This window comes from Acinetobacter sp. MD2(2019), from assembly GCF_035615615.1.
Classification (GTDB): domain Bacteria; phylum Pseudomonadota; class Gammaproteobacteria; order Pseudomonadales; family Moraxellaceae; genus Acinetobacter.
The window spans coordinates 16,075-30,234 of sequence record NZ_VTDU01000015.1 but is presented as its reverse complement, the minus strand read 5'-3'; the positions used below and the strand labels follow the sequence as shown (position 1 = coordinate 30,234).

The window sequence follows — 14,160 nt, the reverse complement described above, 5'->3', positions numbered from 1 at the left end:
TTTTTTTTATGGCAGTTGCGCTGAATTTAACGTTTGAATGCCGGCTTCACGCAAACATTGTAAGAGCGTTCCAAACGCCATCATCATGTCTTTTTCATTGACACAGGCAAAACCCATTAACAGCCCTTTTTGTGCCTGCGCATGGGCGTTTAAATAATATTGCGACAACGGTCGAACCTTAACACCACGCGCCAAGGCAGCCGAAGACACAGCCACATCATCACATTCGGTCGGCAGTTTTAAAACCAAATGTAGACCTGCGGCATTGTCATATTCATGCACATATTCAGGCCCCAAATAACGCTGAATAAGCTCAATTAAATAGGCACGGCGTTTGCCGTATAACAAGCGCATGCGGCGAATATGCGCGGCATAGTGCCCTTCTTGAATAAACTCAGCCAATGCCTTTTGCAACAATAAATGCCCACCGCGATACAATTCGGCAGAAACAATCCTCAACGATGAAAACAATTGCCGCGGCACCACCAAATAGCCCAAACGCAATGCTGGATAAATCGTTTTACTAAAAGTGCCCATATAAATCACCGGCGCATTCGGCTCTAAGCCTTGTAACGCAGGATACGGCTGCCCTGAAAAACGGAATTCACTGTCATAATCGTCTTCAACAATCCAACTGCGATGTTGCCGTGCCAAGGTTAATAATTGTTTGCGACGCGCCAAACTTAAATGCGAACCAAGCGGATATTGATGCGATGGCGTCACAAAAATTAATTTTGGAATCCCTTTGGCGGCATCGGGCATAATGCCTTCGGCATCGACAGGAATCGGTTTTAATTCCAAACCATTCATACGCAAAATATTACGCATTCCCCAATAAGATGGATCTTCAACCCAAACTTTATCGCCAATATCGGTCAATGCCCGCGAAACCAAATCAATCGCCTGATGAATGCCTTCGGTGATAATAATTTGGTCGGCATCGCACTGTACCGAACGCGCCACGCGCAAGTAATCGGCCAGTGCCTGACGCAATTCAATACATCCGCCAGCATTACTATAAATTAAACGCTCGACATCGGGCTCACGAGACAATTTCGATTGAATGCGACTAAAAATATGATGTGGAAATTCGGTGACATCGGGCGCACCGGGCACAAAAGCCCCCCATTGATGCGGCGATGCCGCAGCATAACCAATTAAACTTGCACCACGCTGTGACAGCACGTACGAGTTTTTATCTTTCTTTTTCGGTGTCTGTTGCTGTTTTTTCGCGGCATGACTATTTAAAAAGGCTTCAGGCAAATGTTCTGCCACCCATGTGCCATGTCCGGTGCGCGCTTCAACATAGCCTTCGGCTTGTAATTGCTCATAGGCGGTTAAAATGGTGTTACGTGAAACTTGTAATTCCTGAGCCAAATCTCGCGAAGCAGGTAATCGTGTTTTTGGGGCCAAGATCTTTTCTAAAATCGCACTACGTAAACAGCGAAATACACGTTGATGCAACGCACCTTCGCTTTCTTGCTGCAAACGCTGTAGGACATGATCTCCCAATAAACTACGCAATTGGCTCTCTCCTTAATTGTTAAATGGCTCTCGCCAGTAAGCGTCTGACGAGCGAAATTACAAGCATAGACGAACATTGTAAAGCATCAGAAATATGAATGATGAGATTGCAACCAATGTTGTCATAAATGATGCAAAATTGAGGGATATAAAATGAGCACTAAACATTCTGCACTGAACGAACGTAAACAGCAAGCAACCCCACGTGGCGTAGGTGTCATGTGTCAATGGTATGCAGAAAAGGCTGAAAATGCCACGCTTTGGGACAAAGAAGGCAATGAGTTTATCGACTTTGCAGGCGGTATCGCAGTGCTCAACACAGGCCATCGCCATCCAAAAGTGATTGAAGCTGTGACAGAACAACTGACCAAGTTTACGCACACTGCGTATCAAGTGGTGCCTTACGAAAGCTATATTGCATTGGCTGAACGCATTAATGAACGCGCGCCCATTGCCGGCCCTGCAAAAACAACCTTTTTCACCACAGGTGCCGAAGCAGTCGAAAACGCAGTTAAAATTGCACGTTCATATACAGGTCGTCACGGCATTATTACTTTTGGTAATGGTTTCCACGGTCGTTCATTTATGACGATGGCAATGACTGGTAAAACTGCACCGTACAAACGCGATTTTGGGGTAATGCCTGCAGGCGTATTCCACGCGCGTTATCCAGTTATTGAAAAAGGCATTTCTGTCGATGCTGCGATTGAAAGCATCGAAAATATTTTTAGTGAAGATGTTGCTGCGCACGATGTTGCGGCCATTGTACTTGAGCCAGTACAAGGCGAAGGCGGTTTCCACGTTGTACCTGCGGAATTCTTAAAACGTGTTCGTGCGCTGTGCGATCGTCACGGTATTCTACTCATTGCAGACGAAGTGCAATCTGGTTTTGCCCGTACAGGCAAACTCTTTGCCATGAACCATTTTGAAACCAAAGCGGACTTGATCACTATGGCGAAAAGCTTAGGTGGTGGTTTCCCAATTTCTGGTGTTGTGGGTCGTAGCGAAGTGATGGATGCACCTAACCCAGGTGGTTTAGGTGGAACTTATGCAGGTAGCCCGGTTGCTGTAGCAGCGGCACATGCGGTTATTGATGTCATTGAAAGTGAAAAATTATGTGACCGTGCCAACGAACTCGGTGCAGAACTCGTACAACACTTAAATCACATTCAAGCAAACAGCGGCAACATTGTGACCGATATCCGCGCATTAGGTTCAATGGTTGCGGTGGAACTTGAAACAGCAGAACAAGCCAAAGCAGTGCAAAGCTTTGCAATGGAAAATGGGTTACTGATTCTGACTTGTGGTAAATACGGTAATGTGATTCGCTTCTTGTATCCATTAACCATTCCTGTTGCGCAATTCCGTCAAGCCCTAGACATCTTGAAACAAGGTTTTGCAACATTGCACGCAAGCAATGCACAGACCACGGAGCATTCTGCATGATCCAAGAAAATCTACATTATTTATTAAATCATCCCGACATTTCACTGGATGCACCTGCATCTGCTGACGACATTGCCGTACACGACGCGGCAACTGGTGAAACGCTGGCATGGGTGAAAAGCCATGACCGCGCGGCAGTTGAAGCGCTGATTGCACGTTCTGCAATTGCGCAAGCGGCGTGGAAAAAACAAACGGCATTGTTCCGTGCTGACATTTTGTTGGCATGGTATCAACTCATGCTTGAACACAAAGAAAATTTGGCGCAAATTTTAACCGCAGAGCAAGGCAAACCCTTAGCCGAAGCGCGTGGTGAAATTGGTTATGCGGCCTCATTTATTCGCTGGTTTGCAGAACAAGCGCGCCGTGTCGATGGCGATGTTCTATCACCGACTGTGGCCAACCAACGCTTGTTGGTGGTAAAACAAGCCATTGGTGTTACTGCTGCAATTACGCCATGGAATTTCCCTGCGGCCATGATCACGCGTAAAGCGGCACCGGCACTGGCTGCGGGCTGCTCGATGTTGGTAAAACCGGCAGAACAAACACCGCTGACTGCCTATGCACTTGAAGTCTTGGCGTTACAAGCGGGCTTACCGGCGGACTTGTTGCTGCATGTTAGCGGCAATGCCGTGGAAGTTGGTAAAACCCTGTGCGAAAGCGATGTAGTGCGTAAACTCAGCTTTACAGGTTCAACCCAAGTGGGACGAATCTTAATGCAGCAATGTGCGCCAAGCATTAAAAAGCTTTCTTTAGAACTTGGTGGTAATGCGCCCGTGTTGGTATTTGATGATGCCAATCTTGACCAAGCCGTACAAGGCATTATGGCAAGCAAATACCGGAATAGCGGTCAAACCTGTGTCTGTGCCAACCGTATTTATGTGCAAGATGGAATTTACGATGCCCTTGCAGAGCGCTTGGTTGAAGCGGTTGCTAAACTCCAAGTTGGCGATGGTCGCGTGGAAGGCTCGACCCAAGGCCCCTTGATTGATGAAGCTGCGGTCGAAAAAGTCCAGTCGCACATTGCCGATGCTGTTGCCAAAGGCGCAACCGTGAAAATTGGTGGTCAGCGTTCGGCTGCAGGCGGCACATTCTTTGAGCCGACCGTTTTAACCAACGTCAGCCAAGACATGAAAGTGGCGAAAGAAGAAACCTTTGGCCCACTGGCACCACTGTTCCGCTTCAAAACTGAAGATGAAGTGGTGGCCATGGCAAACGATACCGAATTCGGTCTTGCCGCGTACTTGTTCACGCAAAGCACAGCACGTCAATGGCGTGTGGGCGAAGCGCTTGAATATGGTATGGTCGGTATTAATACCGGCGCAATTTCTAACGAAGTTGCCCCTTTTGGCGGTGTTAAGCAATCTGGCTTAGGACGCGAAGGCTCGAAATTTGGTATCGAAGAATATTTAGAAATGAAATACTTATGTATCGATTTATCTGAATAATTCGTACACTCCGTTTTAAAGAACCAACCTTGCCCATTCAAGGTTGGTTTTTTATTGGCATATTTTTGTTATATACAGCGGATATTTTTAAGCGTTACATCCTCGGAATACAAACGAGAAAAATCTGTGCGTTGTTTGTTTTTAGTATTGAAATAGCTCACTTCATAAATCAAATAGCCTTGCACCATAAACCGATAACGCCCACTCACTTGATGATCTACAATTTCATTCATCGTATAATAAATTTGAGGTTTAAAGCCTGCATCATCTTCATATTCCGTTTTTATCACCTTCGACAAGGCAACCCTTTTTAAATAAGGAGAATATTTGAGCTCACGGACTTCCAAGAAATTTGCAGGCACCAATAAAAGGTTTTTTCCTCCACTTGAAAAACAAAAATAATCCGAAGCTGCATACGCTTTAATGGTTACAATGCTACCCAACAAACACACATATTTAAACCAAGTCATTACTTTGCCTACCTAAATGCATCTTCAAATTTCATCCCCTACATACTTGCGGCTAAAAAGAGATTTGCATTGGTGAATAATGCAATAATTTCAAAGCTTAATATGGCACAACCCTACTTTCAAAATCTTAAAATAAGGTTATGAAGAAGAAATTTTCATCAACACCAATCCTGAAATAATCAGAACTGCAGCCAACATTCGGATTGCTGAGGCAGGTTCACCTAAAAACAACACCCCGACAAGAAATGACCCAACGGCCCCTACCCCTGTCCAAACGGTGTATGCAGTCCCTAAAGGTAAAGTTTTCATGGCATATGCGAGTAAACAAATACTTAAAACCATAAAAACAATCGTGAAAACGACTGGGGTAAATTTGGTAAATCCATCTGAAAGCTTCATCGAGTAAGCCCAAACAATTTCAAAAATTCCTGCAATAAGTAGTGCAAACCAAGCCATTCGCGAATCTCCCAACATCATGATGTAAATATTCTATTCTGCTGATTTATGATACTAACCTGAGCATTCGTGTTTAATTTCTCAGCACAATGATTCTATTTTTTTCGTATCTTTTTTTATCACTTAAATATCGAATTTGGCTCAAGTGCTCTTGCTGTTTCAATCTATACAGGGCGCTACAAAATCTATCCATAGATGTAAGCACACTTCCATGAGCCAATTTTAAATGATTACCACACATAGCTTTTGGTCTAGGTTTTTTAACGCTATATAAGTCCCCAAACTGCATCTGATTTTATACGCTTCACTCCAACAGCTTCCATCGCCTGCCAAGCATTAGCCAACGAACCATTTAAATTGATCGCAGCGGTTGCATCTTCAATCACAAAGGTTTGAAAGCCGAGTTTGGCCGCATCTATGGCTGTCCATGCCACACAAAAATCGGTGGCAATACCGACTACATATACCGTATCCACAGCACATTCTTTTAAATAGCCATTCAAGCCGGTTGTGGTTTTACGGTCGGCCTCTACAAAAGCCGAATAGCTATCAATTGCTGGATTGGTGCCTTTACGAATAATTAATTTGGCATGTTGAATGTTTAACGCTGGATGAAAATCGGCATCGACCGTGCCTTGTACACAATGACTCGGCCATAACACTTGCGTGCCATAATCGAGTTCAATGCTTTGAAATGGCTGTTTGTCCGCATAATGTTCTGCAAAGGAAATATGATTGGCTGGATGCCAATCTTGCGTGCACACCACATGCTCAAACTGCAACGCCAATTGGTTGACCAAAGGAATAATCTGATCGGCATGTGCAACCGCCAAATGACCACCGGGAGTAACGCCATTTTGGATATCTACCACAATTAATGCACTGCGTTGTTGATCTATTTTCATGTTTTTTATTCCTTCATCTATTGTCACAACTGCAAAATTTATGCGATTTAAAGCATTTTGGCTAAAGTTTCGCTTTTTATGTCATGTTCAAAAAACAACAAAAAGTTTTCTCTGCCTGAAGCAAATCATATTGTTCTTCACTGCATGTTCAGTCATAATTTGAACAAGTAACATTCAGCGTTGCTTTCATTTCGTTGAATTTTCGCTTAAATTCAAAACTACAGTAACCATTCTTTCCCTTTTCCTCTGTGAATGGTCAAATAGGATAATTTTTAAAAATGACTCAGCTAGCTCAGAATCTTCAAGGCTCAATTGTCGCACTTGTCACCCCTATGTTTGAAGATGGCAGCGTAGATTGGAAGGCCCTTGAAAAGCTCGTTGAGTGGCACGTCGCACAAGGAACAAATGCAATTGTTGCCGTTGGCACAACCGGTGAGCCCTCTACGCTTAGTATGTCCGAACACACCCAAGTCATTCAAGAAGTGATTCGTGTGGTCAACAAACGTATTCCGGTCATTGCTGGTACAGGTGCAAATTCAACTCACGAAGCCATTGAACTGACCAAAGAAGCACACGCTTTGGGTGCAGATGCCGCACTCCTCGTCACACCTTATTATAATAAACCGACACAAGAAGGCTTGTATCAGCATTTTAAAGCGGTGGCTGAAGCGGTCGATTTACCGATTGTTCTTTATAACGTGCCTGGCCGTACTGGCGTCGACATGACCAATGAAACCATTTTGCGCCTAGCCGATATTGAACGCGTAATTGCTGTTAAAGATGCAACGGGCGATTTAGTCCGTGGTAAAGAATTAATTGATGCGTTAAAGGGTCGAATTTCCGTTTTTTCTGGTGATGATGAAACAGCAGCAGAGCTGATTTCGCTTGGTGCAAAAGGAAATATTTCGGTAACAGCCAATGTTGCGCCAAAAATCATGAGCGAGATGTGCGCCGCAGCTTTACAACAAAATCAAGAACTTGCACAAGAAATTAACCACAAGATTGCAAATTTAAACAATATTTTATTTTGCGAATCGAACCCAATTCCTGTGAAATGGGCACTGCATGAAATGGGTTTAATTGGTTCAGGCATTCGCCTGCCGCTCACCCCACTTGCAGAACAATATCGTGCACCACTGCGCGAAACCCTAAAAGCAACGGGTATTATTTAAAGAGCACAATATTATGCAATTACGTTTAGGTTTAACTCTTGCACTTTCAGTTTTCAGCTTGGCTGGTTGTAATATGCTAAGCATCAATAATGGTTCTTTAAATTATAAGAAACCAGATAGCACTGAACCTTTAAAATATCCTGAAGGTGCGTCAGTTAGACCTGCAACACCTTTGTATCCAGCACCGATTATTGACCCGTTGGCTTTACAACACGCGCCTGATTATGAAAATAAGAAAGGCAATCGTTTTGTTATGCCACGTCCGGGCGAAGTTGTTCCTAATCGTGCGTTAAGCGAAAACAATGAAAACTATGTAAAGCCAATTGTAATTGTAGATGGAAATCAAAATCCTTTACTGAAAGTTAGCGGTAAATCTGATACAATTTGGCAGTACACGCTTGCAACACTGAGCAGTCTAAACTACAGCATCGTAAGCCAAAGCCAAACGCGTTATGAAGCGACCATTCAAGTCGACAATCAAAACTACGTTTTGAAACTTGCTGCTGTTGGTAAAACCAATACCCTCGTTTTATTTAATCCTGATAACAGCTTTGCTGATCAGGCAAAAGCGAAAGCATTGTTAGACCAGATTTCTCAAAATTGGCCAGCCTAGTCATCCTAGGTATATTTTTGAAAACAGGTTCATCCCATGTTAAAACAAACCTTGCTCTATACCGGTAAAGCTAAATCTGTTTATGAAACAGATCATCCTGATCACCTGATTTTAGTGTTTCGTGACGATGCGTCAGCATTCAACGGCGAAAAAATTGCACAGCTCGATCGTAAAGGCAAGGTGAATAACCGCTTTAATGCCTTTATCATGGAAAAACTGGCTGCAGCAGGCATTGAAACTCATTTTGAAAAACTACTTACACCAACAGAAGTGTTAGTTAAAAAACTCAAAATGATCCCTGTAGAATGCGTAATTCGTAACTATGCAGCAGGTTCATTGTGCCGTCGTTTAGGTGTTGAAGAAGGCAAAGAGCTTGTTCCGCCAACATTTGAATTGTTCTTTAAAGATGACGCTTTAGGCGATCCAATGGTCAACGAATCTCAAGCCATTGCTTTAGGTTGGGCGACTGCTGAACAACTTGAGAAAATGAAAGAATTAACCTATCAAGTGAATGATGTACTCAAAGCATTATTTGCTGATGGCAATATGTTATTGGTTGACTTCAAACTTGAATTTGGCGTATTCCACGACCGTATTGTGTTAGGTGATGAATTCTCTCCAGATGGTTGCCGTTTGTGGGATAAAGACACCAAGAAAAAATTAGACAAAGATCGTTTCCGTCAAGGTTTAGGCGATGTTGTTGAAGCATACGAAGAAGTTGCAGCACGTTTAGGCATCGACTTAACCGATATCTAAGCGCCTTCTTGCATCTAAAAAACCGAGTCTGAAGGCTCGGTTTTTTTATGTTTAAAAAATAAGAAGTGCAATTTAGATGAAGATATTTCTTCTGAACAAATGTCCAATAAGCCATTGATTCATAAAATATATTTCAAATAAAATGAAATTCAATCTGGATAAAATTTTTATCCGCGCAGGTTATCTGTTATAAATTATCAAGAAATAAATGATAACTTTTATTTTAATACAAATATTCTTAAATCGATTGGAAGACTCCATGCGCACTTTAAAAACACGCTTGACTCTTGGTACGCTTGCGACCATGTTTGTTGGACTTTCACATGCAGATGTTCCATTGCCGTTATCTGCTTATGTTCATGCAACCAGCCCTGAATTTTCACGTACCGTTATCACCTCGCAGCTTAAAAATCCGCATAATATTGTGTGGGGTGCAGACAATAACTTATGGTTAACCGAACAACAAACAGGCAATATTATTCGGGTTAATCCAGAAACAGGCAAAGCCACCACCGTCTTTACCGTACCAGATATGGTGTATGACGAAGACACTCAAAATGGGTTATTGGGTATTGCCTTAGATCCAAAATTTGGACAAGCCAATCATAATTTTATTTATCTGTCGGTGAGTATTAAAAATCCAGAAGCTAAAGATAAAAACTATCCAAATCAAACCGTTGTTAGACGCTACAGCTACGATAAAAAACAAGACACGCTGACTCAACCCGTCAACCTACTCACCGGCTTACCTTCATCGCACGACCACCAAGCACAGCGCATGGTGATTGGGCCAGACAATAAACTGTATTTTAGTGTCGGCGACCAAGGTGCCAACCAATTAGATTATTTATTTACCCCGAACCAAGCGCAAGTCTTGCCTACGGCAACGCAAATTCAACAACGTGATTTTCACGCCTATGCCGGAAAAATTTTACGCTTGAATTTGGATGGTTCAATTCCTAAAGATAACCCAAGCCTAAACGGCGTGGTCAGCCATATTTATACATTGGGGCATCGAAATCCACAGGGATTGACCTTCACCCCAAATGGGAAGCTGCTTTCGTCAGAACAAAGCGCCAATTCAGACGATGAACTGAATTTGATTATTAAGGGCGGCAACTATGGCTGGCCAAATGTATCTGGTTATAAAGATAACAATGGTTATGCCTATGCCAATTATTCGGCCGCAACGGGCGATAAAAGCCAAATTAAAGACCCTGCACAAAATGGGCTAAAAGCCCCTGCAGGCGTGCCCGTCAGCCAAGAATCTGACTTTAACGATCCGAACTTTATTCAACCGTTAAAAACCCTTTTCACGGTCTCGAATGATTATAATTTTAATGATTCTACCTGCGGCAAATTAAATTATATTTGCTGGCCAACCGTTGCAGCTTCTGCGGTGACTTTCTATCAAGGCGGTAAAAATCCGATTCCAGGATGGAAAGATTCCGTGCTGATTCCTGCGTTAAAACGTGGTGTGATTTTCCGCGTTCAAATGGATGAATCACATACAGTCACCAAAGGCGATGCCATTCCAATGTTCCGCTCGGTAGATCGTTATCGCGATATCGTGGTGAATCCAAATGGCAGAGTGTTATATGCCATTACAGATTCGTCAGGCTCAGTACAACTCGATGACGGTTCGGTTTCAACCAAAGTTGCACATCCGGGTTCAATTATTAAATTCACCTATATTGGTCAAAAATAAAACTCCAACATGTTGAATTTATGATGATTTAAATATCATTGCTATGCATCAGAACGATCCATTCACGGGTCGTTCTGATTTTTGTTTGCCTTGTCCCAATAAACTTAAGCTGTTTTCTTGATTTAGATTGCAAATCTTATGATTTAAATATCTAAAGTAAACCGAGTAATTTAAGCACATGCTTAAATTTTAGGTTCACGCTCATGTCAATTTATAAAATCACAACGCTTATCAGCACCCTTGCAGTTGTTACAAGCTTAACTGCATGTCAAAAACAACCTGAAAATCAGGCCAGTACATCTGCCACCACCGAAATTAAAACACTATCGATTGGTTACCAAAAAGCCGCGCTGAAACTGATTGTGGCGCAAAAAAATAAGATTTTTGAACAAGAATTTCCAAACACCAAAATTGAATGGAAAGAATTCCCTGCTGGCCCGCAAACACTCGAAGCGTTATCGGTAGGTGCCATAGATGTGGGCTATACCGGAGATACTCCAGTGATTTTTGCGCGTGCGGCAGGTAAAGCGGTGAACTATTTAGGCTATGAAAAATCATCGCAATTTGCCCATGCACTATTGGTTGGCGTAAATAGTCCAATTAAAAACATTCAAGATTTAAAAGGCAAACGCATTGCCCTCACCAAAGGCTCAAGTGCGCATAATTTTTTATCTGAACTGTTAAAAAAAGCAGGCCTGACTTGGTCAGACATCCAACCGATTTGGCTTAGCCCTGCTGATGCGCGTGCAGCCTTAGATAAACAATCGGTTGATGCTTGGGCCATTTGGGACCCTTATGCCAGCGCTGCCGAAATTCAAGGCAATGCCCGAGTATTAATTGATTCTAAAGATCTGCCTCAAGCCTATTCTTTTTATTTAAGTTCGCCACAATTTTTACAAGCACACGCCAGTGAAGCCAACAAAATTATTGCAGGACTCAATAAAGCGGACGAATGGATTAACGCACATCCAGATCAGACGGCACAAATTTTAGCAGACAGCACGGGCTTAGATATCAAAGTCACACAACGGGTCATTGATAAAAAACCGAAACCTGCAACAGTAAGCTATTTATCTGCAGATGTGATTCAAGCACAACAACAGATTGCCGACTTTTTCTATAACGCAAAATTGATTCCACAGCCTGTCAAAATTAAAGATGCGGTTTGGGAGGGTAAATAAAACCTCAGCATGGCATATTATTAAGCCACTGATCGAGGTAAGCTTGATATTAATTTTAGGTAAGTAAAACCAATTTGCTTGCCTAAAATGCCATTCAAAATAACAGGATAAATAAATGCAGAATATGTTTAAATTTTAGCTGCAAAGATTAACCCACCAAAGTCGATCTGCTGATTCATAAGCACAGCATGATTGCTCAGCGTTTAAAGAACAGCAAAATTTCACCTTCTGATAAACAAATTTTACACAGAAAAATTTGTACAGGTAACAATCAAAAAAATAGAGATGTGCTATATATGTCGGTATAAAATCGAGATTAGAGAAATAAAATGATTAAAAAACTACAGCTGCTGTTTTTGTTGCTTATGACCACCTGCTTTATCGCAGCATGTAGCAAAGCGCCTATGAGCGCCGACAAAATATCGGTGGAAAAAAGTAATAGTGTGAGTGCCGAAACGGAACGCGCAAATAACAATATTCAAACCGATGAACGTTTAGGAACAAAATGGGGCAATGAGGTTTCATCGAATATTACCCAAGTGGATTTAGATCGCGTCTCAGATCGCCCGCTTGACCAACAACAAATTCGCTATGCCGCCAAACAATTTAAAGGTCAAAGAGTCTTTGAAGTTCCAATGGCATCAGGCGATATTCGTTTTTCAGTACGTGATGATGAAAATAAACCGTTACCAATTTACCGCACAGGTTCAAGCTATTTTGTTCAAGCCGAAGAAGGCCAGCGTTATAGCTTGAAATATAAAAATAAAACCAATCAGCTCTTTGAAATCGTCGCGAGTGTCGATGGTTTAGATGTCATTACTGGTGCTGCAGCATCTGCCAATGCAGAGGGTTACGTGCTGCGTCCGCACGAAGAACTGGTCATTGAAGGTTTCCGCAAAAGTGAATCTGCGGTTGCGGCATTTATTTTTAGTCAGCCAGAAGCTTCGTATGCCAACCACAATAGCAGCGGCTCGATCGATAATACCGGCGTGATTGGTACTGCCATTTATCAACTAGAAAAGCCAAAATCTTCCAAAAAACAATATGCACCCGAACCCACCCCACAAGCTTTTCCAGCAGACCGATAACTTGAGCTTGAATCATTCCAACAAGCTGCTAAAAAAACCGCCTAAAGATTAGGCGGTTTTTTAGCACAACATTTTATTGCTGTTGCTGCTGCTGTTGCATTTGCTGCCAACGGCGTTGTTGTAAGCGTTCCGCTTCGACTTCCCGTTTATTGCGTGCTGGGGTATATAATTGTGTACCTTTTAATTCTGGTGGCAAATACTCTTGTTCGACAAAATGTTCAGAGTAATCATGTGGATATAGATAATCCACACCATAACCTTGTTGCTTCATTAATTTGGTCGGTGCATTGCGTAAATGCAAAGGCACGGCTAAATTCGAGGTTTTATCGGCTAATTCTAAGGCTTTATTAATGGCCAAATAAGTGCTGTTACTTTTGGCACTGGTTGCTAAATATACCGCGCATTGTCCAAGTACAATTCGAGCTTCTGGCATACCCAAAACTTGCACCGTTCTAAAACATTCACCGGCAAGCAACAACGCATTCGGGTTCGAATTACCAATATCTTCTGAGGCGGCAATCAGCATACGGCGTGCAATAAATACTGGATCTTCTCCGCCTTTTAACATGCGTGCCATCCAATATAACGCAGCGTCAGGGTCACTGCCGCGAATGGATTTAATAAATGCAGAAATTAAGTCGTAATGTTGTTCACCCGATTTGTCATAACGGGCGATATTTTGCTGGGCAACTTTGACCACCAAGGCATTATCAATATGATTTTCTTGATCGGGTTCAAAGGTGCTGGCCACTAAATCGAGTAAATTAAGTGCCTTACGTGCATCGCCTGCCGAAAACTGAAAAAAGGCATCGTACTCATCAATAAAAACTTGGCGCTTGGCTAAAATATTGTCTTTTTGAATCGCACGGGTTAATAGGCTTTGAATGGCATCCACATCTAAGGCATGTAAGGTATATACCTGACAACGTGACAGCAGCGCGCTGTTCACTTCAAAAGATGGATTTTCCGTGGTCGCACCAATTAAGGTTATTTTGCCCTTTTCAACCGCGCCCAACAGTGCGTCTTGCTGCGACTTATTAAAACGATGAATTTCATCAATAAACACAACTGGCGTGAGTAAATCACCACTTTCGGCAATCACTTCACGTAATTCCTTTACCCCTGTATTTAAGGCAGACAAGCTAATAAATGGACGATCGACCGCTTGCGCCAACAACAAGGCAATGGTCGTTTTACCCACGCCCGGCGGCCCCCAAAAAATGATTGACGGGAGATGCCCTTGATCAATCATTTGACGTAACGGCGCGCCTGTTCCTAGCAAATGGTCTTGTCCAATAATTTCGGCTAAATCTCTTGGACGTAAACGTTCAGGTAAAGGAATATGCGTTTCTGACATAATGTAGCTTCATGATCCAACAGTCGCCATAGTGTACTA

The 14,160-nt window shown here is 42.6% G+C and carries 13 protein-coding genes; 8 read left to right on the top strand and 5 right to left on the bottom strand.

All coding sequences use genetic code 11. The features are described from left to right. Nucleotides 1-6 precede the first annotated feature (6 nt). Nucleotides 7-1,524, bottom strand: coding sequence for a PLP-dependent aminotransferase family protein (locus I2F62_RS09170; RefSeq protein WP_324626714.1), 1,518 nt, complete (start codon nt 1,522-1,524; stop codon nt 7-9). A gap of 153 nt (nt 1,525-1,677) precedes the next feature. Here I2F62_RS09170 and gabT point away from each other — a divergent pair, with 153 nt between their 5' ends. Then, nucleotides 1,678-2,970 (top strand): 4-aminobutyrate--2-oxoglutarate transaminase, encoded by a 1,293-nt coding sequence (gabT, locus tag I2F62_RS09165; protein WP_324626713.1) that lies wholly within the window; start codon nt 1,678-1,680, stop codon nt 2,968-2,970. Beyond that, nucleotides 2,967-4,415: an NAD-dependent succinate-semialdehyde dehydrogenase gene (locus I2F62_RS09160; RefSeq protein WP_324626712.1), complete on the top strand. Its 1,449-nt coding sequence runs from the start codon at nt 2,967-2,969 to the stop codon at nt 4,413-4,415. The genes gabT and I2F62_RS09160 overlap by 4 nt, the downstream gene beginning before the upstream one ends. A gap of 68 nt (nt 4,416-4,483) precedes the next feature. Here the strand turns inward: I2F62_RS09160 and I2F62_RS09155 are convergent, their stop codons facing one another. From I2F62_RS09155 to pncA, 3 genes are all read right to left on the bottom strand, one after another. Then, nucleotides 4,484-4,858 (bottom strand): hypothetical protein, encoded by a 375-nt coding sequence (locus I2F62_RS09155; RefSeq protein WP_324626711.1) that lies wholly within the window; start codon nt 4,856-4,858, stop codon nt 4,484-4,486. Nucleotides 4,859-5,023: 165 nt separating this feature from the next. After that, nucleotides 5,024-5,341 carry a multidrug efflux SMR transporter gene (locus I2F62_RS09150; protein ID WP_324626710.1) on the bottom strand — a complete coding sequence of 106 codons (318 nt, stop codon included), beginning with the start codon at nt 5,339-5,341 and terminating at the stop codon, nt 5,024-5,026. A gap of 266 nt (nt 5,342-5,607) precedes the next feature. Then, nucleotides 5,608-6,246 (bottom strand): bifunctional nicotinamidase/pyrazinamidase, encoded by a 639-nt coding sequence (pncA, locus tag I2F62_RS09145; protein WP_324626709.1) that lies wholly within the window; start codon nt 6,244-6,246, stop codon nt 5,608-5,610. 278 nt (nt 6,247-6,524) lie between these two features. On the opposite strand from pncA, the gene dapA reads away from it, so the two are divergent. The 6 genes from dapA (at nt 6,525) to I2F62_RS09115 (ending at nt 12,764) form a co-directional block, all read left to right on the top strand. Continuing rightward, a complete protein-coding gene (gene dapA, locus I2F62_RS09140; protein ID WP_324626708.1) occupies nt 6,525-7,418 on the top strand; it encodes a 4-hydroxy-tetrahydrodipicolinate synthase in 894 nt (297 codons plus the stop codon). A gap of 13 nt (nt 7,419-7,431) precedes the next feature. Then, nucleotides 7,432-8,031, top strand: a complete 600-nt coding sequence (locus I2F62_RS09135) for a lipoprotein-34 precursor (NlpB) (protein ID WP_324626707.1) — start codon at nt 7,432-7,434, stop codon at nt 8,029-8,031. A gap of 36 nt (nt 8,032-8,067) precedes the next feature. Then, nucleotides 8,068-8,787: a phosphoribosylaminoimidazolesuccinocarboxamide synthase gene (gene purC / locus I2F62_RS09130; RefSeq protein WP_324626706.1), complete on the top strand. Its 720-nt coding sequence runs from the start codon at nt 8,068-8,070 to the stop codon at nt 8,785-8,787. A gap of 259 nt (nt 8,788-9,046) precedes the next feature. Then, nucleotides 9,047-10,495 (top strand): glucose/sorbosone family PQQ-dependent dehydrogenase, encoded by a 1,449-nt coding sequence (locus I2F62_RS09125; protein WP_324626705.1) that lies wholly within the window; start codon nt 9,047-9,049, stop codon nt 10,493-10,495. Nucleotides 10,496-10,698: 203 nt separating this feature from the next. Next, nucleotides 10,699-11,676 (top strand): aliphatic sulfonate ABC transporter substrate-binding protein, encoded by a 978-nt coding sequence (locus tag I2F62_RS09120; RefSeq protein WP_324626704.1) that lies wholly within the window; start codon nt 10,699-10,701, stop codon nt 11,674-11,676. A 329-nt stretch (nt 11,677-12,005) separates the two neighbouring features. Then, nucleotides 12,006-12,764: a hypothetical protein gene (locus tag I2F62_RS09115; protein WP_420713752.1), complete on the top strand. Its 759-nt coding sequence runs from the start codon at nt 12,006-12,008 to the stop codon at nt 12,762-12,764. A gap of 73 nt (nt 12,765-12,837) precedes the next feature. Here the strand turns inward: I2F62_RS09115 and I2F62_RS09110 are convergent, their stop codons facing one another. Beyond that, nucleotides 12,838-14,121, bottom strand: a complete 1,284-nt coding sequence (locus tag I2F62_RS09110; RefSeq protein ID WP_324626702.1) for a replication-associated recombination protein A — start codon at nt 14,119-14,121, stop codon at nt 12,838-12,840. Nucleotides 14,122-14,160 lie beyond the last annotated feature (39 nt).